A 22,186-nucleotide genomic window follows, 5' to 3' on the forward strand; every position below is an offset into this window, starting at 1 on the left:
GACCGCCGAGCAACTGCCCACCGTGGTCAGCGCCTCGTTCCCGACGGGCACGGTCGGCTGCGGTTGTAGCGGCTGCTACGGATGCAGCGGCTGCAGCGGCTGCAGCGGCTGCTACGGGTGCAGTGGCTGTAGCGGCTGCCACGGCTGCAGCGGCTGCTACGGCTGCTACGGCTGCCACGGGTGCAGCGGGTGCCACGGGTGCAGCGGGTGCAGCGGGTGCAGCGGGTGCAGCGGGTGCTACGGCTGCAGTGGCTGCAGCAGTTGTGTTTAGGTACTGACCAGACCCAGGGGCGTGTGCGCAGGCACGCGCCCCTGGCCGGCGGAAGAGACCGCATGTCGCCGCACGACAAGGGAGCAACGGCGCTCGCCGTGCCCGATTGGCTACGGGAGCCCGTGGGACTGGCGCCGGGGGTCACCCTCGTCACCGGCGCCGGCGGGCACCCGCTGCTGTTCCACCCCGGCACGGGCACCTACGTGCGGCTGAGCCGGACCGGGGCGAGCCTGGTCCCGTTGCTGGACGGCACGCACACCGGCACGGCGCTGCTGGCCGCCGCCGGCCGGTCCCGCGGTCCGGAGGGGGTACGCGACCGGGCCGCGGCGCTGCTCACGTTCCTCAGTGACCTGAGGGCGGCGGGCGTGCTGTCGGTGCCGCCCGAGCAGCTGCGCGGCGCCGCCCGTGTGCTGGCCCGGCTCGCCCGGCTCACGCCGCGGGTACGGATCCCGGCCAGGTACCTGACCCGGCTGATCGGACCACCCGCGGCGGCGATGGCGCGCTTCCCCCGGCTCGCCGTCATCGCCGCGCTGCTCGTCGCCGCGGCCTCGGCGACCGCGGTGATCATGGCGTTGACCCTTCCGATCGCCCCGGTGTTCGGCGGCCCGCGGTGGACGCTGATCCTCGGTGCGCTGCTGACCCAGGCCGCCGTGCACGAGCTGAGCCATGCCACCGCGTGCCAGGCGCTGGGCATTCCGGTGCGCGAGGCCGGCGTGAAGCTGTTCTGCCTGCTCATCCCGTTGACCTACGTGGACCGGACCGACGCGTACCGGATCCGGTCCCGGGCCGGCCGGGCGGCCGTGGCGCTCGCCGGGCCGCTCGTCGACGTGGCCGCGGCCGGGCTGTCCAGTCTGCTGATCCTGACCTACCCGGCGCAGCTGAGCGAGTTGCGCTGGCTGCTCGGGCTGCAACTGATCGTCGTCGTCAACAACCTGAACCCGCTGCTGCCCACCGACGGGCACCACGCGGTCGAGGCGGCGATCGGCGAGCTGAACATGGGGCACCGGGCGAGCGCGTACCTCGCACACGCCCTGTTCCGGGTCCCGCTGTCGTCGGCCCATCGCGCGATCTCCCCGGCCCGCCGCCGCACCTACCTGGCGTACGGAGTCGTCAGCACCGCCTTCCTCGCGATGACGCTGACGATGATCGCGATCAACCTCTCCCGGCTGATCTACGTGAGGTAGAGCCAGAGCAGGGTGCCGAGCAGCACCACCAGCGCGACCGCGGCCAGCACGATCAGGGCGATCAGCCAGCCCCAGCCGCCGCGGCGGGCCGGCTGCTGCTGGTACTGGGCCGGGCCGAGCCGGCGGGCCTGGGGGCGGGCCGGTTTCAGCTCGAAGCCGCAGCGCTCGCAGCGGATGCGGGCCGGCTCGTTGGGGTAACCGCAGTGCCGGCACTGCAGCTGACCCCGCGGCGCGCCGTAGCTGCCCGGGGTGAACTGGCGGGTGTCGGCGCGCGGCGTCGGCACCGGCTGCGGGATCACGCGCAGGTTGGTGGCGTCGTCGCCGGCGTTCGGGCTGCGCGGGACGGCCTGGGCCTGGGCGTCGTCGTTGCCGCCGCCCTTGCGCAGGAACATCAGCGGATAGCCGCAGTTGGGGCAGAGCTGGTCGCGGTCGGGATGCACCGGGTTGCCGCAGTCGGGACAGGGCATCTGCCGGACCTGGCCGTAAATCTCAGGCATCTTCGCCCCCGGAGGAAGAGGGTGGCCGGGCGCGACCGCGGGCGGGCTGCGCCTGGAAGCGGACGTCCAGCTGCACCTTGGCGCCCAGCGGCAGCTCGCTCTGCAGGAAGGCGAGGACCTGCTTCTCGGTGAGGTGCCCGGTGTGGTCCATCTGCACGACCACCACCGAGTCGGGCGGCGGCACCTGGTCCTTGCTGCCGTACACCCCGCCCGCGTCGATCACCGTCACCCGGGCGCCGGTCGCGGCCTGCAGCAGCGCCTCGACGCCGTACCGGGTGCCGCGCCAGCCGAGCAGCTTGCCGACCTCGCGGACCAGGGTGCGGCGGTACTCGGCCGGGTCGGTGGGCTCCAGCATCACGCCGAGCCAGGAACCCAGGTAGGCGAGCATCTCCGGGCTGGCCAGCCCGGTGTCCACCTGGTACTCGATCGCGTCGATCCGTTCCCGTACGGTGTCGTGCACCTGCTCGAAGGCGGACACGAAGTCGTGCAGCACCGGGTCCTCGCCCATCACCCGGGGCAACTGCTCGACAAGCCAGCCGGCGCGCCCGGTCACTGCTGGACCACCACCCGGTGCTCGTACGACATGAACAGCGCCTCCGGCAGCAGCCGCAACCGCTGCTCGACCTGGTCGAGAGTGCGTTGCCGGCGCAGGTCGGCGGAGAAGAAGTGCACCGCCTCGACGCCCTGCACGCCGAACGAGCCGTGCAGCACGCCGTAGACGTCGCCGAGGCGCAGGTCGGTGTCGAACGGCCAGCCCTGCCCGCTCGGGCCGCCGGTCAGCGGGTTCAGGTACTCGTACAGGGCACGCTCGGCCCGTTCGCGCACGGTCTCCGTGCGTACGCCCGGCGCGGCCCGCACCTCCGCGACCACCTTGACCCCCTGGTACCGCGGAGCATCGATGCGCAGGCGCATCGTCAGCAGCCGGCGGGGCTCCAGATACGCCTTGATCTGCTCCTCCAGCTCGTCGGAGATTGCCAGATCATCGAGTACGAGGTTCTCCGGCGCCACGTCGACGCGCGGCACCACCAGCAGGCGGGCCGGTTCGGACGGGTTGTTCGGCGGCAGGCAGCGGGCCCGCGCCACGCTCGGCGCCGCGTCCAGGGTGAGCCGCTCGACGTCCTCGGCGGTCACCGCGCGCCGGCCGCCGCGCAGCAGCATCGGGCCGCGCACCTTGGCGTTCTCCACCGTCTCGGCGTCGACGCCGCCGGTGCTCGGGTCGAGGTTGGTCACGCCGGCCACGAACGGGATCGAGGTGTGCAGGATGGTGAGCCGCTCGGCCGGCACGTTGCCGCGCCGGCCGCCGCCGAACCGGTAGCCGGTCACGTAGATCTGCGCGTCGATCTGCGGGATCGCACCGTGCTGGCGCACCCGGCCCTCCCGGTCGAGCACCCGCGGCCCGAAGCGGATCTCGCCGGTGGCGCCCGACCAGGTGAAGACCCGGTCGTCGTCCTCGGCGTCGGCGAGGTCGGCGACCTCGGTCCACTCCTGCTCCTCGGGCTCGCCGGTGCGCTCGTGCCGGGGCAGCACGACCCGGACGGTCTCGTCGAAGCGGCGCGGCAGCACCGGCACCCGGCGCACCTGGAACACCTGGCCGGGCCGGCCGTTGCTGGCGCCGAGCAGCTCGGCCGGGGCCGGCTCGGCGTGGTGGGCGGAGACCGCGCCGCCCAGCGCGACCGCCGACAACTGCTCGAGGACCGGCGGGTTGGTGTACTCGGGCTGCCCCTCGACCGCCTGGATCAGCCGGCAGCGCAGCCAGTACGCCCGGCGGGAGCCGATTGCGAGGGCCTCGTGCCGCATCGGGAGCAGCAGCGTCACCTCCCCGGTGCTGTTGAAGCCGGCACTGGTGTCGTCGAGGATCCGCACGCCCTTCCAGGTGTGCCCGTCCCACGCCTCCCAGACCCGGGGCGGCCGGCGCGGGTCGACGCCGGCGCCCTCCGGCCCGGTGGTCACGTCCAGGCGCAGCAGGTTGCCGGCCGCCGAGTCCTGAAGTCCGAAGTAGACGGCCTCGTCCGGCTGCAGGGTCGGGAACAGCTGCACGGTCGCGGCCTCGCGGCGCAGCTCCTCCCAGTGGTCGGCGAACCGGTCGCCGGTGTGCGTCAGGCACGCGACCAGCGTCGGCGGGGTGACCTGCAGCTCGGCGTCGGTCAGGAAGACGATCGGCGCCTCGTCGTCCCGGCGCTCGGTGCTGACCTGGGTGCCGGCCGGGACGCGGACCACCTCCTCGCGCGGGGCGGTCAGCCGGAACAGCAGGTCGGCGCGGGCCGGCACGGCCGAGAACAGCTCGACGCCGACCAGCTCGAGGAACTTCACGTAGAGCCGGTCGGGCACCTGGTTGAGCCGGTACAGCGTCATCTCGGTCATCCAGGCGAACAGCTCGATCAGCGCCACGCCGGGGTCGGAGACGTTGTGGTCGGTCCACTCCGGGCAGAGCCGGTTGATGCGCCGTTTCGCCTCGTCGACGATGTCCTGGAACCGGCGATCGTCGAGATCGGGTGCGGGGAGGCTCATGGCGCCGGCTCCTCGGTCGGGATCGTATAGAACGGAAACACCAGATTGCGTACGTCGTTCGTCGACTTCACCCGGTAGCCGACGGTGATGTGCACGGTCCCGGTGGCCTGCTCCCCGACCGCATCCACCGATTCCAGCTCGATCCGCGGCTCCCACCGCTCGAGCGCCTCCCGCACGGCCTGCTCGATCAGCCCGAGCGTGCTCGCGGTCAGCGGAGCGAACAGCTGCTCCCACATCGAGCAGCCGAACTCGGGCCGCATGACCCGCTCCCCCGGCACGGTCGACAGGATCATCCGGATCGCCGCGTCCACCTCGTCGGTGCCGGTGACCAGGCGGACGCTGCCGTTGCGGTTGATCCCCGCGGGGAACGCCCAGCCGTTGCCGATGAAGTCGTCGCCGGCCATCGCTCAGGCCACCATCACGTCGGGCGAGCCACCGCTGATCACGCTGGTCGGCGCGTCGACCGGGTCGTTGCAGGTGGCGACCTGGTCGCCGAGCCGGGCCAGGGGCTTGCCGTTGACCAGCACGCTCGGCGACCCGACCAGGACGGTGCCCTGGTTGGTGGGCGGCTTCTGGAACGGGAACGGCGGGATGTGCGGGGTCTGCTGCGCCTTGCTGCCCTGGGTCGCCGCGGGGCGGCCGTTGATCAGCACGTTCGCGGAGAGCGAGAGGGCGAGCTGCCCGGCGTACGGCAGCGGGGTGGGTGTCGGCACCGGGCCACCCGGCGACGGGACCATGAGGATGTGGATGTCGGTCCCGGTGACCGGGTCGTTCTGGCGTGCGGCGGGTTGCGGCATGGCCCCTCCTCTCAATTCAGCTTGATCGGCTTGCCGGACGTGGTGAGCGGCCCGGACGCGGTGATCTCGACCTGGCTGCCGGACAGCGCCAGCTTCGAGGTCGCCTTGATCTCGATGTTCGTCGCGGTGATGACGAGCTTCTGGTCGCCGGTGACCGACGACTCGGATTTCTCCAGCTTGATCGCGCAGGGCGACCCGCCGAGCATCAGCTCGATCTGCGGCTTGTCGTCGTCGAAGATCAGCCGGGAGTCCTTGCGGGACACCAGCATCCGCTGCTTGACCACGCCGCCGCCGACCGCGCCCGGGTCGGGCGGGGCGTCCTTCCGGTTCCACAGGCCGCCGAGGATCACCGGGCGGGCGGTGTCGTCGAGCTCGAAGCCGACCAGCACCTCGTCGTCGACCTCGGGGATCCATTGCAGGCCGCGCTGCTTGCCGCCGCCCGGGGTGGCGACCCGGGACCAGGCGCTCTCGTCGTTCTGGGTCAGGGTCGGGAACTTCACCCGGACCCGGCCCAGCTTCTCCGGGTCGTCGTTGTTGGTGACGATCCCGACGACCAGGCCGGTCCAGCCGCGCTTCTCCGGCGCGCCGGTGGTGGTGAGATCGGCGATGCCGGCCGGCTCCTTGCCGCCGCAGACGAACCGGGTCAGGTACGGGTGGGCCGCGCCCCACGAGTGCTCGACGCCGGTCACCCGGTACGCGCCGGTCAGCCGGGAGCCGATGCCCTCGAGGTGCACCTTGGCCCCGGCGCCGATCAGCGGGTCGCCGGCCGCCTCGCCGCGCAGCACCACCTCCTCGCCGGAGGCCCGCAGCAGCAGCGAGCCGGCGAGGGCGTCGGCCTCCGCCTGGTCCTTGACCGGGAACTGGCCGGCGTTGCGCTTGACCCGGCCGAACGCGCGCCGGGCCGCCGCCGACAACTCCTCGGCGGCCGGCGCATCGGTGCCGAGATCGGTGGTGTCCGAGCGACCGGTGATCGCCTCCTTGCCAAGGTTGTCCCAGCCACGGATCTCCACCTCGTCGCTGCGCTCGGCCGCGCTGAACCGGGTGCTGAAGCGGGACAGGTTCTTGCCGTACACCAGCTTGGGTGGGGTTGCAGTTGATCTCGGGGTCTTCTTGAAGTGGAACGTCTTCTCGCTGACCCACACGTCGAAGCCGATCCGGGCGGCGCGGCGGCGCAGGAAGGCGTAGTCGCTCTCGCCGGCCTGCAGCACGTAGTCGTGAGTGGCGCCGGTCGCGTCGACGTCGGCGTCGAGGCCGTACTCGCCGGCGATCCGGGAGGCGATGTCGGCGTCGGTGACCTTCTGGAAGCTGCGCGACTTCGGCGCCCGGGCGAGCCGGTGGGTGAGGTCGAAACCGGTGAGGATCAGCTCGTGCCGGCCGGAGGCGCCCGGCTCGACGCTGATCGCGGTCACCTCCCCCGCGGTCACCACGACCGGGTCGCCCTCGGCCCGGAACGCGATCTCGACCCGCGTCCCGATCGTCCACTGCCCCTTGTCGAACAGCTCGAAGTGCGGGTCGTCGAAGTGGATCGCGAAGTAGTCGGGCAGCAGCACCGACTCCTCCACCCGGACCAGCGCGACCTGCGGGTAGAGCGCGGGTTCGAGCGGCCGCCCGTCCATCGTGATCACCACACCGTCGAGCCGGCGTTTCTCCTCAGCCACGGCGGCGCACCGGCAGCTCGGGGATGATCAGCAGCGCGCCGGGCTCCAGCGCGAGCGGGTCGATGACGTTGTTCGCCTCGGCGATCAGCCGCCACCGGGTCGCGTCGGCGTAGTGCTTGGCGGCCAGCCGGTCGAGGGTCTCGCCGTGGCTGAGCCGGTGCACGGTCTGCAGCGACGGCGTGTGCGAGGTCGGGTTCTGCAGCGGCTTGACCGCCTGGTCCTCGTACTGTTTCAGGGCGAGGTCGGCCTTGGCGCGCAGCGGGGTCCCGTTCGCGGCGAAGTAGGTGAACTTGATCGACAGCCGCTCGACGACGGCCTTGAACGACTGGAGCGGCCCCCAGTTGAAGGTCACCCACGGCGGCCGCGCCTTGTTCCGGCTCTTGTCCGTCGACGGGAGCTTCGGGTCGACGGTGACCAGCAGCATCAGCTTGTCGGTGTAGTCGGTGACGCTCTTGCCGGTGTCGGTGGTGTCCAGCGTGATGCTCAGCGCGAGGGTCCCCGGCTGCCCCGCGGAGAACTTCAGCAGCGGCGCGTTGTTGCCCTTGCTCTCGGCCGCGTTCCAGGAGGCGGCCTTCGTGATGGTCAGCTCCGCCGGGTTGAACAGCAGCGGAATGACCTCCTTGTTCTCGGTCCGCAGCTCGGCCTTGACCGGCGCGGTCGGCACTCCCGCCATCAGAACGCACCCACCCTCGACATCAGAAGATCCCCGCCCATCGGCCGCCGCGGCGCTCGATCTCGCGCAGCAGCCGGCGCTCGACGATCTCGACGATCTGGTCGTGGTCGAGCGCCTTCGCCGCGCCGCCCACGGCCTCGCCCGCCGCGTGGACCGCCCCGCCGACGGCGTCACGCACGCCACCGACCGCGTCGCCCACCGCCGACGCGGCGCCCTCGGCCGCGCCTTGCAGACCCGACATCGCGCCGCCCGCCATGCCCGACAAACCCGACATCGCGCCGCCCGCCATGCCCGACAGGCCCGACATTGCGCCGCCCGCCATGCCCGACATCGCGCCGCCCGCCATGCCCGAGAACGCGTCGCCGGCCGCGCCCTGCAGCCCGGAGAGGGCGCTCCCCATCGGGCTGCCGGATGCCTCGATCACGGCCGCCCGGGCCGCCCGCGTGGCGACCTCGCTGACCGCGCCCATGCCTCCGCCGCCCACCGGCAGCGAGTCGACGATCCCCGCCCCGGTGCTGACGGCCTGGCCGAGCCGTTCCTTGCCGGCCGCGAGCGCCTGGCGTTCGTCGTCGTCGAGCAGGCCGGACGCGCCGCCCAGGAAGAACCGCGGCCGCCGCACCGGGCTCCTGGTGTGCGCCAGTTCGTGGGCGAGCACCGCCGAGACCGCGGGTCCGCTCGGCGTGGCCGGCAGGTGCACGACCGTCCCGGTGGTGGCGCCGAGGGCCCCGGCCGCGGCGAGCGCGCCACGGGTGTTCGGCCCGGTGGTGAACAGCGGCGGCCGGGCCCGCCCGGTGATCGCCGTCGCCATCGCGTGGAAGGCGACGGGCAGCGGGCGAGGGCTCTCCAGCGGCCGGGCCGCGACGGCGGCCGCCCAGCGCTCGCGCGGCGTGGCGCCCATGGCTTCTCGCGGTACGCGTCCCGCCGAGTCGCCGCCGGCCCCGCGCGTCCGGGCGGACGGCCCGATCGGGTGCCCGGCCGCGGGGCCGACCGAGACGGCCCCGGTCGGATCCGGCACGCTCCCGGGCGGCAGGGTGGCCGCGCCGAGCACGCGCATCCCGCCGGCGCCGTCCGGATCGCTCACGGTCGGCCCGTCCACCGGCCGCCGCAGCAGCGACGCACCGGTCCCGCCCGGCCCAGCAAGCCCGGCCGACCCCGCAAACCCGCCCGGCCCCGCAAGCCCGGCCGACCCCGCAAACCCGCCCGGCCCCGCAAGCCCGGTCGACGCAAACCCACCGGACCCGGCAAACCCGCCGGGGCCCGCAAACCCGCCCGATCCGGCCAACCCACCGGACCCGCCGGCCACCCCAGGGCCGGCCCCGGCGGAACGTCCGCGGCCATCACCACCATGTCCGACGTCGCGGCTCGGGCCGGCCACGCCGCGCAGGCCCGCACGCCCGAGGACACCCGGTCCCCATCCGCTCGGGCCCGCGCCCGCCGGACCGCGCCCACCGGCGGCGTGCTCGTGGTTCATGCCCACTCGCGGCGCGCGATGTCCGTCCGCTGTGTCACCCGAGGTCGGCGAGCCGGGACCGGCGGCGGAGATCGAGATCCCGCCACGTACCGGCAGGCCATCGGCGAGGCCCGCACCGACCACCGGCGCCGGCTCGCGCGTCGTCGGCGTCGGCGTCGCAAGGCTTCGCCGGGATACGTCGCCCGTGAGGCCGGCGCCGCCCACCGAGAGCGCACCGCCTCCGGAAGCCGGACCACCATGGGAGACCGATCCGCCGCGGACGGCCGGGCCGCGTCCGAGAACCGAACCGCTTCGCACATCCGGGCCGCCACGGACAGCCGGACCGCCACGGACAGCGGAGGCGCCTCCGGGAGCCGGGCCGCCGGTACCGGAATCGATGGCACCGCCGGCCGGCGGCCGCAACGACCCGAGGCCCGGACCCATCGCGAGCTCGTGCCCCGGCCGCACGTTCGGGCCGCCCGGCGGCAGGCCGATCAGCGATCCCACCGTGGTCAGCGGCGACCGGGCGACCGCCGGCCGCCGCGCCGTGCCACCCACCGGGGGTGTCGCGCCCACCAGGTTCCGGGACCGTCCGCCCGTACCCGATTGGCTGGAAAGCCTGTCCCGAGCGGTCGAGCCGGGAAGCTGACGACGCCCGACCGAGCCCGGCGCCGGGTCGATGGTTCCGCCCGGCGTCCGGTCATCCCTCGACCGTAGGGCTCGATACCAGCGCACCAGGGACCAAGGCGCCCGCACCGGCAGGGCGTCAGCGACGCCGGCGCCGACCGACGGCCCGCCCGGCCCACCCGGCGCGCCCGACCCGCCGAGCCCGCCCGGCGCGCCGGACCCGCCCATCCCGCCCGGCGCGCCCGGCTTGCGGCCGGAACCGGTCAGCCCCGGCCTCAGGGACCGGGGCAGCAGACGTGCGACGAACCGGAGCGCCCGCTCACGTCGTGACCGTGAAGCCACTGTGGCACACCTCCAGCTCCTCGATCGCCAGGTCCCGGGACGACGCCGCGAGGCGAGGGCCGGTCCACTTCACCGGCTTGACGTCGATCAGCGACCAGGTGCGGAACGGCTCCCCCTTCGGCGTCACCACGCTGATCGAACCGGTCTCCGGCTTGATTTTGTTCTGGGCGCCGTTGAAACCGTCGCCGGAGAACTGCAGCAGCCAGGTGAACAGCGCGTTGGAGTCGGTGAGGCCGCGCTTGAGCACGATGTTCGGCCACCGCATGCGGCCGAGCAGCTTGTGCGTGTACGCGTTCTGCCCGCCCTCCATCAGCTCCTCCACGTCGATCGAGACGCCGAGGCCGGTCACCTCCGTGAAGGCGCCGATCTGCAGCGCCCCGATCTTGAACACGAACTTGCCGACGAACGGCGGATCGATCGTGCGCGCGTTAGCCACCCGTCACTCCTTGCCATGCCCGTTCGTTGAGGCCGCCCACCTCCCGCAGGAGGCGGATGCGGTCGCCGTGTTCCAGGTCGAGCAGCCGGTCGAAGTCCCAGTGCAGGTGGTACGCCAGGAAGGCGATCTCCTGCCAGAGCTCGTCGTGCGCGTAGTGCCCTAACCCACCTCCACCGACGCCGGCGGGAAAGGGGTGCCGGGCTCCAGCGTCTCGAGGATGCTCGGGTCCTGGAAGTTGACGATCCGGTACAGGTCCTGCAGGTAGCTGAAGTCGGAGACGAACAGCGACTCGATCGTCCTGGTGGTGACCCGGTTGACGGTGCCGAGCTGGGTCACCACCCGGGCGAGCACGATCACCGTCGCGTACGCCTCGTTCTCCTTCACCCGGCCGTCGCGCAGCGGCTCGATCTCGTCGCGTGCACAGGCCAGCCTCATGATGCCGGTCTTGTGCAAGGTGCCGTCGTCGTCGACGTACCCCTTCGGCAGAGTGAAGGGGAACTCGGTCTGCAACCCGCTCATTTTGTCCTGCGCAGCCCTTCGTGGGTGATGACCACCTTCTCCGTGGCGATCTCGTTGCTGCCGGCGTCGAGCTCGGCGCCGGTCCACTTGGAGACCCAGCCCATGTCGAAGTCCCAGCGGCCGACCTCGGTCTTCATCGAGTCCTTGATGACGATCGAGCCGTTCCGGCGGGCGCTGTCGACGTCGCCGTCCTCGACCTGCTTGCGCCACTCCCACAGGGCCGTCGACTCGTCGATCCGGCGCTCCAGGGTGATGTCGCTCCACTTCATCGCCCCGGGAACCTTCCGGATGATCATCTTTCCTTCCTTGGTGGCCTCCTTGTACTCGATGGTCTCGGTCTCCGACTCGACCCCCGAGCACTTGCGGAAGCTGGCCATCTCGATGCCGTCCACCTCCAGTACGAACTGGAAGGTAGTCATCAAATCGGGCATAGGAACCTCTCCTCACTACTCGCTTGCGGCTCCGCCGCCCTGCCACTGACTGATCCGGAAGATGACGAACTCGGCCGGCTTCACCGGCGCGATGCCGATCTCGACGATGAGCTTGCCCTCGTCCACCGAGGAGGGCGGGTTGTTGCTCTCGTCGCAGTGCACGTAGAACGCCTGCTCCGGGGTCGCACCGACCAGCGCGCCCTGCATCCACAGTCCACGCAGGAACGAGGTGATGGTGCGCTTGACCCGCTGCCACAGGTCGTAGTCGTTGGGCTCGAAGACCGCCCACTGGGTGCCGCGCTGGATCGATTCCTCGACGAAGTTGAACAGTCGGCGGACGTTGATGTAGCGCCAGCTCGGATCGGTCTTGGCCAGCGTGCGGGCGCCCCAGATCTTGGTGCCGTAGCTGCCGAACGAGCGGATGCAGTTGACCCCGTCCGGGTTCAGCAGATCCTGCTCGCCGCTGGTGATCTCGGTCTCCAGCCGGACGATGCCGCGCAGCGCCTCGTTGGCCGGTGCCTTCCACACGCCGCGGGCCGCGTCGGTGCGGGCCCACACGCCGGCGACGTGGCCGGCGCCGGGAACGACCAGCGAGAGCTCGCCGTTGGTGGCGCCGGGCCGGGCCAGGGGGTTGCTGACCACCACGTTCGGGTAGTAGAGCGCGCCGAACGCCGAGTCGCGGGCCAGCCGGGCGCGCCACTCCAGGGCGCGGGTGGCGTTCAGCCCGGGCGGGGTGTCCAGGATGGCCATCTTGTTGTGGCTCGCCTCGCAGAAGTCGATGAGCTGCTTCTGCGCGCCGAGGAACATCTCCTCGTCGATGCTGCCGTCGTCCCGGGTGGCCACCGTGACCAGGTCGGGGATGGCGACCATGGTGACGTTCTCGGCGATCGCGAGGCCCTGGTACCCGGTGCGGTCGCTCTCGCTGCCGACCAGGTCGGCCGGGGTGACCGACTTGCTGGAGACCGGCGGCACCTCGAGCGTGTAGCGGCCGGGGGCCGGGGTGCGCTCGGCGAGCGACGCCCCCTGCAGCGGCTGCATCTCGATCCGGACGAACTTGGAGCGCTCGTTGACCGTCTTCTCCACGGTGCGGGTGCTGCGGCCGCTGAACTGGAGGCCGCCCAGCTCCTCGCGGAGGGCGCCGCCCTCGTAGACGCGCAGGGTGTAATCGCCCGAGCCGTTGTGCGACGCGCCCTCGCCGCCTTCGCCCTCCTGCGGCGGGGCCGGCGCCGGCGGGACGACCTCGACCTCGAGGTTGCGGCCGGGCTCGACGGCGGACAGCTGGAGGCTGGGCGTGTCGGGCTTGTCGGCGGTGGGCAGGGTCAGCGTCGGCCGGCCGCCGTTGGCGCTCTCGCCCTCGGTGGTCGGGATGCGGCAGATGTACGCCTTACCGCCGCCGTTCTCGAAGTAGCCGCGGACGGCGTGCGGCAGCATCGCGCCCCGCACGAAGCCGCCGTAGATCCGCTCGTACTGCGGCCAGCTGGTGACCAGCTGCGGCTTCACGCCGGCGGGGTCGGTCGGGTCGCCCTGCTCGGTGTCGTAGCGCTCGGTGAAGCCGACGAACGCGGCGACCGCGGTGCCCACCCCCTCGATGGGCATGGAGCCGCTGGGTTGCTCCTCGATGTAGACGCCCGGTGCTCCGTACGACGCGGCCATGAAAGTTTCCCCCTGTCAGGCCTGCACCGCGCTGGTCAGCAGCGCGGGGTCAAGGTCGGATTCGTAGAACTCCCCGTAGTGCAGCGGCGGGAACACGCGCATCATCGGATGCTGCGACGAGCAGGCCACGACCTTGACCCGCGGGAACCGGTGCACGATCGCGTGGACCAGGTCGCCGGTCGACCGCTTGTCGAGATCGAGGACGATCACGTCGGGCAAGGCCTCGCAGATCCGGTCGAGCATGTCCGCCCCCTCTGCGCCGACCAGCTCGATGCCGTCGACCTGGAGGATCTGCTCGAGCCCGAGGCGGTGCAGTGCCTCGAAATCTCCCATGAGGACTCGCGTCATCGCCTCACCCCGCCTGGACGTCGCCATTCGCCGCCGGGATGAGCCTCCCTCGCGTATGCGCGCGGGCAAAAGGTGCACCGGTGCAGCCTTAGGTGCAACCCACCGCGGGGCCGACGGCGTGACGAGGCGCGGAGTGCCGTTGGCCCGTTCGCGAGCGCGTGGCGCGACAGGGCAGTCGTAGCGAACTAATCCAGGACGACGGCGGCCGGGAAGTCGGCCGGATCGCAGTGGCGATACGCGGTGGTCAGCGCCTCCGGTGGGAGGCCGAGGGCCTCGATGATCGCCCAGTGCTGGACCTCGGCCATCATGTACGGGGCAACACCCTCGTCGCGCAGCGCGGCGCCGACGGCGTCCAGGTCGGGCGGACCTGCCGCGAACGGGGCGAAGGCCGCCGGGTCGTCGCCGATCGGGCCCGCGGGGATCTTGAAGTCGACCGGGTAGACCACGTTGTCGATCATCGGGTGAAACTGGCCGTCCTCGTCCTCGAACGCCTCCACCAGCATCTCCGCGTCGGAAATGTACGTGTGGACGGTCTCGCCGTCGCGGATCACGTAGCAGCGGACGAGGTCCGAGTCGAAGACGCACATCGCCAGCGTCGGACAACCCAGGCGCAGGCTGAGGTTCGCGCCGATGGAGCGGACCGGGGCGGTGTCCCAGTCACCCTCCTTGGGCACCACCGCCACCCGCTCGTCGGCCAGTGGCACCACGACCGCGGTGACCCCGGCGTGGCGCAGCGCGTCCACGGTCGCGTCGAAGTCGGCGGCGACCAGCAACGTCTCGTACGTTGATCCCATAAGGCGCGAACCTTAGCTGATCATCGGCGGACATATCGATGGACCCAGGCCGATGCCGGCGCTCATCGCCGACGCTTCAGCAGATCTTGAAAGGCCACGATGATCGAAGCCGACCTGGCCTCGCGCCGCGCCGTCTCCGGAACCTCCTGTTCGAGGCGCGACCAAGCGTCAAGTGCGGTCCGGACGCCGGCCCAGATGAAAGGGATGGCCAGGGCGCTGGTCAGCAGAAACCAAGCGCTCAAGTCGGCGCAGGCGACGATCAGTGCCGAGATCATTCCCCAGGCAAGGCCGCCCACGTAGAGCCGGGCGGCCCGAAGCACGCGGGGGTAGGCGTCTGCCCGCCGGATCTCGTCGAACCCGGAGTACCTGTCTGTCGAGCTCATGACCGTGTCCTCGAAGCGCGGCGGGCGATTAGTTGATCATGCGCTGATGCCATGCCGTCGTCAACCATCGGGGAGGTGCGGCCGGGCGAGACCCGGGAAGCGGATCCTGCCCGGGCACCCGCGCGCGCAAAGTGCCGACACCCATCTCACCTCGGGACCGCGGCGCGGCCCCGTGCACGCCGATCGCCACCAGCGTGACCGCCACCGCTGACACGGCGACGGCGCGACGCTGAAGCCCGCGGTCAGGGTCCGATCATGACGAAGCCAGCCGGACTCCGGACAAATCAAATCTGGCCGAGATCGACCTCGACGAGGAATGGCGCGCTCAGCTTCACCACGCCGGTGAAGACTTCGCCACCCCGGTAGCGTCCCGTTGCCGGGTCGAGAACGTACGTGTAGACGAGAGGCGCACCGGTCGCGGCCTGCTCCACCCGCCAGTAGAACTGGATACCAGCCCTCGCGTACTGGTCGGCCTTGACGATCCGGTCGGTCGTCTCCGACCCGGGAGAAACCACCTCGACCACCAGAAGCACATGCTCGGGTCGTGTCGGCGTGATGTCGATGGTCTCCGCCCGGTAGACCGTCACGTCGGGACGACGGTTGTTCAGTGGCACGTCCTGGAGCCGGACATCGAAGTCGGTATCGGCGTTCCAATCCGGTCCCGCGGCAGCATCCAAGGCGTTCGCCAGGTGCCTGGCCAGGCGGTTGTGCCGCTTGGAGGCGCTCGGACTCACGAGGACCATCCCATCCACGATCTCGATGCCCGCACATTGCTCTTCGGTCCAGGTCGCGTATTGCTCGGCCGTGACCTGCTCATGCATCCAGGCCGGCGCGACCATCTCGACAGTCATACACACCTCCTGAATGGTGATCGGCGACCAACCTCAAGATAGCGTGGCTCCGGCGACAGGCAGATCGCTCAACGGTTCTACGCCTATTTGTCATGAGTTGGACCCCTTCCAAGCGCACCGCTGGCCGCGTCGATCTCGTCGCGGCGTTGCTCCACGAGGGCGTCGAACGCGTCGTCCGGGAGGTGCTGCCGGTCGGTGAACTTGATGCCGCCCTTGGTGGACTCGAAGCCCTGCCACCGCGCGGTCACGCTCTCGACGACCGCCGCGCTGAACGGGAACACCGAGTAGCCCCGCTTGGTGGCGACCACGCTGACCAGCGGCCGGTCGCGGTAGCGCAGCGCCGCCATGCCGTAGCTTCGGCCCTCCTCGGCCTGCGGCTCCACGCCGAGGGCCCGGGTCCGGTACCGCTCGATCACCGAGCGGGCGGGCTCCCCCAGGCCGGCGATGTAGTCAGTCAGCTCACCCATGCCAGCATCCTGACACCTACGATGTCGGCATGGCGGCCGGACGCGTCACCTGGCTGGGCGGGGCGGTCTGGGCCGGCTCCTGGTACCTGATGTATCTGGAGATCACGCGCTGGCACCACGTGCGGCCCTCGCTGGCCTTCAACTCGGACATCGCCCCGGGCGCCCGCCCGGGCGGCCCGCTGCTGCTGCTCTACGGCGTGTGCGTGGCCGCCCCGATCGTGACGATAGTCAGCGCCGTTCGGCGGCCTGGACGATGACGGTCTCGGTGGGCGGCCCGGCGGCGGCGCGCAGCGCGGCGTCGACGGTGACCGTGACGACCAGGTCGAGGCCCGGTTTCAGCTGACCGCCCAGGGCCGACCAGAAGTCCGAGTTCTCGCTGCCGTCGCCGCTGCGCAGCCGCAGGGTGGGCAGCGGACGCACCTCGGTGAAGCCGCCGCGCAGGTGGTCGGTGCTGATCACCGGGTTCAGCAGCAGGGCGTTCAGCACGTCACCGAGCAGCGAGTGCTCGTCGCGGACCTCGCTGGTCCAGGCGGTGACCAGGTACCGGCAGTCGACCCGGGGCAGCGGGTCGCGCCGGTACCGGCGGCCGTCGGCCTCCTCGACGATCACCTCGCCGTAGTCGCGTTCGGCCAGGTTGGGGCGGATGTCCCAGAGGTAGAGGTCGACCGTGGGCCGGGTGGACAGGGCCGCCGACCATTCGCCGTCGGGCGCGTCGAAGGCGATGTCGACGTCGCGGGCCGGCAGCGGCACCACGTCGCGCAGGAAGGCCTCGAGGGTTTCATCCAGCAGGTGCAGCATCGGTGGCGTCCTTGCTCACGAGGTCCCAGTAACGATCAAATTCTTTTTCCGTACGCAGGCGGCCCAGCTTCTGGAACTCCCGCTTCACGCTCAGCACCGCGTGCCGCATGGTGATCGGGCCGCCCTCCGCGGCGGCCAGGAACGCGGCTCCCAGCGCGGCGTTGCTGATCACACCACCGGTGATCTTGAACTGGCGGGCGAGGAAGTCAAGGTCGAGATCGCCGGCGACCGGCGCGGTGGACGGGAACGCCTGCCGCCAGATCAGCCGGCGTTCGGGCTCCTCGGGCGGCACGAAGTCGATCGCCACCGAGATCCGGCGGGAGAACGCGGCGTCGATGTTGCGCTGCAGGTTCGTGGCGAGAACCACCAGGCCGTCGTACGTCTCGAGCCGCTGCAACAGGTAGGCGACCTCGATGTTCGCGTACCGGTCGTGCGCGTCGCTCACCTCGGAGCGCTTGCCGAACAGCGCGTCCGCCTCGTCGAAGAACAGCACCAGGTCACCGGCCGCGGCCGCCCCGAAGATCCGTTCGAGGTTCTTCTCGGTCTCGCCGATGTACTTGCTGACCACCGCGGACAGGTCCACCTTGTACAGGTCGAGGCCGAGCTCGCCGGCGACGACCTCGGCGGCGAGCGTCTTGCCGGTGCCGGACGGGCCGGCGAACAGGGCCACCACGCCGGTGCTCGGGGCGGTCCGGAAGCGCCACCGGCCGTAGACCGTGTCCCGCTCGCGGTGCCGGGCGGCCAGCTCGCGCAGCTGGGTGGACTCCTCGGCGGGCAGGATCAGGTCGGGCCAGCCCCGCCGCGGCCGGATCCGCACGGCCACCCCGTCGAGATGGCCTCCGGCCAGGCGGCGTACGGCCGGCGCCACGAGCCCGCCGTCGGTGTGCGCGGCCGTCGCGACCAGGCGCAGTTGCTCCCGGCTGAGGCGGTAGGCGGGGTCGGGGTCGCGGCCCATGGCACGCTGCCAGTCCTCGGGGCCGGCCGCGCCGTCGAACACGGCGATCTCGCGCCAGGGCCGGTCGGGGACGGATTCGAGGGGCTGCTCGCCCCGCGAGGAGAGGACCCAGCCGAGGTGGGTGGCGCGCTGGATGACGTCGCGGCCGGCGGCCGGCAGCGCGGCCGGCAGATCGACGACCACGGTGGACCGGGTGATCGTCGCCTCGCGGATGACGGCCTGCCAGGCGAGGTCGGTCTCCGGCGGCGGCACGACCAGCAGCCGTTGGCCGCCGAGGGCGTGCAGGCGGCTCTCCCGGTCGCCGCCGTGCACGAGCACCAGTTCCGATTTTCCGGAAATAGTGCCCGAACGGGCGGCGGTGCCGGGCGGGAGGGCAGGGTCGGGCGAGTCGTCGCCGGCCAGGTGCCAGATCAGCCGGGCGGCGGGCTCGGCGACCTGCGTGCCCCACGGGCCGTCGCCGGTGACCCGGGCCAGGGCGGAGCGGATCAGGCCGCCGCGCGGGGCGACGGCACGAACGCCGACGTGATCGTCCTCGACGAAGATGCGGCCGAGGGTGGCCAGGGTCAGCCGGGGCAGCTGCACCGAGTCCTGGATGTAGCCGACCAGCCGCTGCCGGGCCGGCGACATCTCCACCGCCAGCAGCAGCGCCAGGACCTCGGCCTCGCCGACGGTGAGTCCCGCGTTCTCGGCGACCGTCCCGAACGGTCCACTGAGCTCGAACGCCTCGCGGGCCTCGACGACCGGCCCGGCGGCACCGGCTCGCACCGCGGCGACCCGTTCCACGCCCGGGCCGTCGAGGCCGGGCAACCCGGCGAGCAGGCGTTCCACCTCGTCGTCGGTGACGTACAGGCCGGCGAAATCTCTCGGTGGCCGGCCCTCGGCCAACCGGCAGATCAGGGCCTCGCGCTGGAGCAGCGCGTCGGCCAGCATCATCCAGGCCTCGGCCACCGGGTCAGATCACGCCCTCGCGCGTCGCCACCGCGACGGCCTGTGCCCTGGTGCGGCAGTTCAGCTTGGTCAGCACGTCGTGCACCACGTTCTTGACCGTGCGCTCGGAGAAGCACAGGTCCTCGGCGATCCCCCGGGTGTCCATCCCGTCGGCGAGCAGCCGCAGCACCGACCGCTCCCGGGGGTTGAGCCCGGCCGGTCCGAGGTGCGAGGTCTGGGTGACGTGCAGCAGCAGGCGGGACAGCATGTCGGCGGGCAGCGCCACGTTGCCGGCGACCACCGAGCGCAGGCTGGTGACGAGGTTTTCGGCGGTGAGCGTGCGGTGCGGCAGGATCGCGCTGACCCCGGTGTCGACCATCTCGCGGACGGCCTGCTCGGTGACGTCGCGGACGGTGGCGACCAGCCGGGTGCCGCGGTCCTCGACCAGGCGGACGGCGCGGCGCAGGGTGGGTCCGGCGTACTCGAAGACCAGCACATCGAGATCGGCGATCACCGGCTCGGGGGACAGCACCGCGCTCTCGCCGCGCACGACGAAGTCGGCCTGCTGCAGGCAAGCCGCCATGCCACGGCGGACGATGGCATGACTGTCATCGATCCACACCGTGGCCAGTCGTGTTGAGTTCATGCGTTGTTCCCCCTGGTCAGTGCCCAATGAGCGGGCAACTGCCCAGACATGATGGCCCGAAAAAGTCGATCAGAACAATAGCTCGATCGGCTCTGTCGTTGATCCAACTCTGTTGCCCCTTTCGCTGCCCTTTCGCGCAACCCGGACGTCCCGTATACAGAGTGGATTACCGTGTCTACCCTCGGGGACATGCCGAGGTACTCCGCCGAACAGATCTACGGTTTCGCCCGACGGGCGGGCTTCTCGCCCGACGAGTCGGCGACCATGACCGCGATCGCACTGGCCGAGTCGGGTGGCAACTCCAAGGCGCACAACCCGGTGGGCGAGGACTCGCGCGGCCTGTGGCAGATCAATGGAAAGGCCCACCCGGACTTCCTCACCAAGTACAACCTGTACGACCCGCTGGACAATGCGCGGGCCGCGTTCGAGATCTCCCACCGGGGCGAGGACATCTCACCCTGGACGACCACGCACGGCGGTCTCAGCTCGCGCTACGTCCGGTTCAAAGAGGAGGCTCAGGCGGCCGCGGTCGCGTACGGCGACGGTTCCGGCCGCGGCATGTGGAGCGGCACCCGCGGCTACGGCGACCACGAGCCGGCCCACGGGATGACCGAGCTGCCCGGCGCCGCGGTGCACGACGTGGCCGGCACGCCGATGGCCGACCTGGTGAGCCGGACCGCCGCGCCGGCCGGCAACAACGCCGCACTCGACACTTTCCTGCGAGTTGCCAAGGCGCAGATCGGCGACCGTTACGTGTTCGGCGCGAAAGAGGACCTCACCAATCCGAACCCGTCCGTCTTCGACTGCTCCGACTTCACCGAATGGGCGGCCTACCAGGCCGGGACGAAGATTCCGCGCACCGCCACCGAGCAATACCTGTTCTTCAAGAAACAGGGTTTGCTGATCGACCCGGCAAAGGCCAAGGACACGCCGGGCGCGCTGCTGTTCCACTTCGACCGCGAGCCGCGCCCGGGCGACGGCCGCACCCCCGGCGCGCACGTGGCGATCAGCCTCGGCGACGGCCGGGTCGTCGAGGCGGCCAACCCGCGGGCCGGGGTCCGCGAGGCCAACGCCGGCAACCGGTTCGAGTTCGCGGCCATCATCCCCGGCATCTCGGACGGCACCGCCACCCCGATCGACAACCCGGTGATGCAGCCGCTGTCCACGCTGGTGCCGCAGACCCCGCTGACCCAGACACTCCCGGTCCAGCCGCCGCCGGATCTCGGCGGGCCGGATTCCGACCACGACGGGCTCAGCGACGCCCTCGAGCGGCGGCTCGGCCTCGACCCGCTGCGCGCCGACACCGACGGCGACGGCCTGTCCGACGCGCAGGAGCTGGTCACGTACGGGACGGACGCCCGCAAGGCGGACTCCGACGGCGACGGGCTCAACGACGCGTTCGAGCTGGCCCAGGGCCTCGACCCGCGCTCGCCCGACTCCGACCACGACGGGCACATGGACGGCTCGCTCACCCCGCTGACCCGGGTCGACTCGGACGGTGACGGCCTCGACGACAACCTCGAGCAGGTGCTCGGCACCAACCCGACGGCGGCCGACTCGGACAACGACGGGTTCAGCGACGCGCTCGAGTACCAGGACGGCTCGAACCCGCTCGACGGGAACGACAACCCGCTGCTGCACCACCCGGCCGGCGCGGCGAACGGCGGCCAGCAGATGCTCGGCGCCCAGCAACAGATGTTCGGCGGCCAGCAGCAGATCTTCGGCGGCCAGCAGCAGACCTACGGCGGGACCATCTACGGCACCGCGCAGCCGATGACCCCGGAGCCGTTCGGGACGCAGCAGGAGGACCCGCTGGGGACGCACCCCGCCGACCAGATACCGGGCGGTCAACTTACCGACCTGAGCGATCTTCACTGACCGGGTTGATGCGACCATCGTGGACGTGGAGCTGACCCTGCCCGACGAACCGGTTGCTCTCGCGCCCGGCGTACCCACCCGCGTGCCCGTCCAGCTGCGCAACCCGTACGCGCAGCCACTCGACCTGCGGATCTACCTGGCCCGTGGCCGGGCCGCCGGGTGGGCCACGGTCGAGCCGCCGCAGCTGAGCCTGCGGCCCGGCGAGACCGCCGAGGTGGCCGTCGTGCTGACCACCCCGGCCGAGCAGCCGCCCAGCTCGTCGCTGGTGCCGTTCACCGTGCACGCCGAGGAGGCGTCGACCGGGGAGCCGGCCGGGTTCGCGACCGCCCTGCTCAAGGTGGCGCTGCCGGTTCCGGTCACCGGGTCGCTGGTCGCCCGGCGGGAGAAGCACACGTACGACCTGTGGCTGGCCAACGACACCCGGCGCGCCGCCCCGCTGCGGATCACCGCCGAGCTCGACCCGCCGTCCGGGCAGGTGCGCGTGGAGCCGGACGCGGTGCTGCTCGAGCCGGGTGCCCGGGCCACCGTCGCGGTGCGGGCCAAGCCCGGCCGCCCGGTCACCGGCCAGCCCCGCCCGTTCGCCGTCCTGATCAAGGTCAGCGACGTGTACGACACGGAACGCCCGCCGTACCTCACCGAGGTCGCCACCGGCAAGAGCAAGCCACTGGTCCGCGCGGTCGTGCTCGGCACCGTCGCGATCGTGGTGCTGGTCGCCGCCACCGCCCTGATCGCGCTGCACACCGGCGGGCACGGCCTGTTCACCGGGCGGCTGTTCAAGGGGCGCGACCAGGCCGCGGCCGCGCCGCAGCAGCAGCCGGTCGAGCAGGTGACCGTGACCCGCCCGTACGCGCTGATCGACGTTTTTCCGCACAGCGGCGGGCAGGCGGCGGCGCAGGCCGAGCTGACCCGGCTGACCGCCGGGGGCATGCCGGTGCGGCTGGTCGACAGCTTCGCCACCGACGTGCTGTCCGACCAGAACGGGGGGTTCTGGGTGCTGCTGCAGGACGGATTCCGCAACCAGCAGGAGGCGGCGACGTACTGCGAACGGTGGCGGACGCTCGCGCCCAAATGCCAGGTCACGTCTTAGGGTCGG

At 71.7% G+C, this 22,186-nt stretch carries 24 protein-coding genes and 1 pseudogene; 4 read left to right on the forward strand and 21 right to left on the reverse strand.

What is annotated here, in order from left to right; translation table 11 throughout:
* Positions 1-333 precede the first annotated feature (333 nt).
* Positions 334-1,455 carry a hypothetical protein gene (locus ODJ79_RS26575; protein ID WP_263026309.1) on the forward strand — a complete coding sequence of 374 codons (1,122 nt, stop codon included), beginning with the start codon at positions 334-336 and terminating at the stop codon, positions 1,453-1,455.
* On the opposite strand, the gene ODJ79_RS26580 is transcribed toward ODJ79_RS26575, so the two are convergent.
* The 18 genes and pseudogenes from ODJ79_RS26580 to ODJ79_RS26660 all read right to left on the reverse strand — a co-directional run bounded on the left by ODJ79_RS26580 (position 1,443) and on the right by ODJ79_RS26660 (position 15,889).
* Positions 1,443-1,952: a zinc-ribbon domain-containing protein gene (locus ODJ79_RS26580; protein WP_263026310.1), complete on the reverse strand. Its 510-nt coding sequence runs from the start codon at positions 1,950-1,952 to the stop codon at positions 1,443-1,445. The two genes, ODJ79_RS26575 and ODJ79_RS26580, sit on opposite strands and share 13 nt — an antisense overlap.
* Positions 1,945-2,505, reverse strand: a complete 561-nt coding sequence (locus ODJ79_RS26585) for a phage tail protein (protein ID WP_263026311.1) — start codon at positions 2,503-2,505, stop codon at positions 1,945-1,947. Before ODJ79_RS26585 ends, ODJ79_RS26580 begins: the two co-directional genes overlap by 8 nt.
* On the reverse strand, positions 2,502-4,460 hold the full coding sequence (locus ODJ79_RS26590; RefSeq protein WP_263026312.1) for a putative baseplate assembly protein: 1,959 nt from the start codon (positions 4,458-4,460) through the stop codon (positions 2,502-2,504). Before ODJ79_RS26590 ends, ODJ79_RS26585 begins: the two co-directional genes overlap by 4 nt.
* On the reverse strand, positions 4,457-4,864 hold the full coding sequence (locus ODJ79_RS26595; protein ID WP_263026313.1) for a GPW/gp25 family protein: 408 nt from the start codon (positions 4,862-4,864) through the stop codon (positions 4,457-4,459). The genes ODJ79_RS26590 and ODJ79_RS26595 overlap by 4 nt, the downstream gene beginning before the upstream one ends.
* A 3-nt stretch (positions 4,865-4,867) precedes the next feature.
* Complete coding sequence (locus tag ODJ79_RS26600) at positions 4,868-5,257, reverse strand: PAAR domain-containing protein (protein WP_263026314.1); 390 nt, start codon at positions 5,255-5,257, stop codon at positions 4,868-4,870.
* 11 nt (positions 5,258-5,268) lie between these two features.
* Positions 5,269-6,915, reverse strand: a complete 1,647-nt coding sequence (locus ODJ79_RS26605) for a VgrG-related protein (protein ID WP_263026315.1) — start codon at positions 6,913-6,915, stop codon at positions 5,269-5,271.
* Entirely contained in the window at positions 6,908-7,588 is a 681-nt protein-coding gene (locus ODJ79_RS26610) for a CIS tube protein (protein ID WP_263026316.1), read from the reverse strand. The genes ODJ79_RS26605 and ODJ79_RS26610 overlap by 8 nt, the downstream gene beginning before the upstream one ends.
* A gap of 22 nt (positions 7,589-7,610) precedes the next feature.
* Positions 7,611-8,669 carry a DUF4157 domain-containing protein gene (locus ODJ79_RS26615; protein ID WP_263026317.1) on the reverse strand — a complete coding sequence of 353 codons (1,059 nt, stop codon included), beginning with the start codon at positions 8,667-8,669 and terminating at the stop codon, positions 7,611-7,613.
* Positions 8,670-9,984: 1,315 nt separating this feature from the next.
* Positions 9,985-10,443 (reverse strand): phage tail protein, encoded by a 459-nt coding sequence (locus tag ODJ79_RS26620; RefSeq protein ID WP_263026318.1) that lies wholly within the window; start codon positions 10,441-10,443, stop codon positions 9,985-9,987.
* Positions 10,436-10,585: pseudogene (locus ODJ79_RS47200) on the reverse strand (DUF6760 family protein); the annotation flags it as partial. The gene ODJ79_RS26620 and the pseudogene ODJ79_RS47200, both read right to left, overlap by 8 nt.
* A gap of 17 nt (positions 10,586-10,602) precedes the next feature.
* On the reverse strand, positions 10,603-10,962 hold the full coding sequence (locus tag ODJ79_RS26625; protein WP_263026319.1) for a hypothetical protein: 360 nt from the start codon (positions 10,960-10,962) through the stop codon (positions 10,603-10,605).
* A complete protein-coding gene (locus tag ODJ79_RS26630) occupies positions 10,959-11,381 on the reverse strand; it encodes a phage tail protein (protein WP_263026320.1) in 423 nt (140 codons plus the stop codon). The genes ODJ79_RS26625 and ODJ79_RS26630 overlap by 4 nt, the downstream gene beginning before the upstream one ends.
* A 27-nt stretch (positions 11,382-11,408) precedes the next feature.
* Entirely contained in the window at positions 11,409-13,046 is a 1,638-nt protein-coding gene (locus ODJ79_RS26635) for a phage tail sheath family protein (RefSeq protein ID WP_263026321.1), read from the reverse strand.
* 15 nt (positions 13,047-13,061) lie between these two features.
* Positions 13,062-13,394, reverse strand: coding sequence for a hypothetical protein (locus tag ODJ79_RS26640; RefSeq protein WP_263026322.1), 333 nt, complete (start codon positions 13,392-13,394; stop codon positions 13,062-13,064).
* Between the two features lie 185 nt (positions 13,395-13,579).
* On the reverse strand, positions 13,580-14,188 hold the full coding sequence (locus ODJ79_RS26645; RefSeq protein WP_263026323.1) for a hypothetical protein: 609 nt from the start codon (positions 14,186-14,188) through the stop codon (positions 13,580-13,582).
* Positions 14,189-14,250: 62 nt separating this feature from the next.
* Entirely contained in the window at positions 14,251-14,571 is a 321-nt protein-coding gene (locus ODJ79_RS26650; protein WP_263026324.1) for a hypothetical protein, read from the reverse strand.
* 284 nt (positions 14,572-14,855) lie between these two features.
* Positions 14,856-15,422, reverse strand: a complete 567-nt coding sequence (locus ODJ79_RS26655) for a Uma2 family endonuclease (protein ID WP_263026325.1) — start codon at positions 15,420-15,422, stop codon at positions 14,856-14,858.
* Positions 15,423-15,505: 83 nt separating this feature from the next.
* Positions 15,506-15,889, reverse strand: coding sequence for an iron chaperone (locus ODJ79_RS26660; protein ID WP_263026326.1), 384 nt, complete (start codon positions 15,887-15,889; stop codon positions 15,506-15,508).
* A gap of 29 nt (positions 15,890-15,918) precedes the next feature.
* Between ODJ79_RS26660 and ODJ79_RS26665 the strand changes: the two genes are divergently transcribed.
* Positions 15,919-16,146 carry a hypothetical protein gene (locus ODJ79_RS26665; RefSeq protein ID WP_263026327.1) on the forward strand — a complete coding sequence of 76 codons (228 nt, stop codon included), beginning with the start codon at positions 15,919-15,921 and terminating at the stop codon, positions 16,144-16,146.
* Here the strand turns inward: ODJ79_RS26665 and ODJ79_RS26670 are convergent.
* The 3 genes from ODJ79_RS26670 to ODJ79_RS26680 are packed head-to-tail and all read right to left on the reverse strand — an operon-like array spanning position 16,118 to position 19,215.
* Positions 16,118-16,687 carry a DUF4255 domain-containing protein gene (locus ODJ79_RS26670; RefSeq protein WP_263026328.1) on the reverse strand — a complete coding sequence of 190 codons (570 nt, stop codon included), beginning with the start codon at positions 16,685-16,687 and terminating at the stop codon, positions 16,118-16,120. The genes ODJ79_RS26665 and ODJ79_RS26670 overlap by 29 nt on opposite strands.
* On the reverse strand, positions 16,668-18,590 hold the full coding sequence (locus ODJ79_RS26675) for an ATP-binding protein (protein ID WP_263026329.1): 1,923 nt from the start codon (positions 18,588-18,590) through the stop codon (positions 16,668-16,670). The genes ODJ79_RS26670 and ODJ79_RS26675 overlap by 20 nt, the downstream gene beginning before the upstream one ends.
* A gap of 4 nt (positions 18,591-18,594) precedes the next feature.
* Positions 18,595-19,215 (reverse strand): response regulator transcription factor, encoded by a 621-nt coding sequence (locus tag ODJ79_RS26680; protein WP_263026330.1) that lies wholly within the window; start codon positions 19,213-19,215, stop codon positions 18,595-18,597.
* Between the two features lie 189 nt (positions 19,216-19,404).
* Here ODJ79_RS26680 and ODJ79_RS26685 point away from each other — a divergent pair, with 189 nt between their 5' ends.
* Together ODJ79_RS26685 and ODJ79_RS26690 are read left to right on the forward strand one after the other, a co-directional pair.
* Positions 19,405-21,093: a transglycosylase SLT domain-containing protein gene (locus ODJ79_RS26685; RefSeq protein WP_263026331.1), complete on the forward strand. Its 1,689-nt coding sequence runs from the start codon at positions 19,405-19,407 to the stop codon at positions 21,091-21,093.
* A gap of 25 nt (positions 21,094-21,118) precedes the next feature.
* Positions 21,119-22,180, forward strand: coding sequence for a hypothetical protein (locus ODJ79_RS26690; protein ID WP_263026332.1), 1,062 nt, complete (start codon positions 21,119-21,121; stop codon positions 22,178-22,180).
* Positions 22,181-22,186 lie beyond the last annotated feature (6 nt).

Source organism: Actinoplanes sp. KI2, assembly GCF_025630775.1.
Lineage (GTDB): Bacteria > Actinomycetota > Actinomycetes > Mycobacteriales > Micromonosporaceae > Actinoplanes.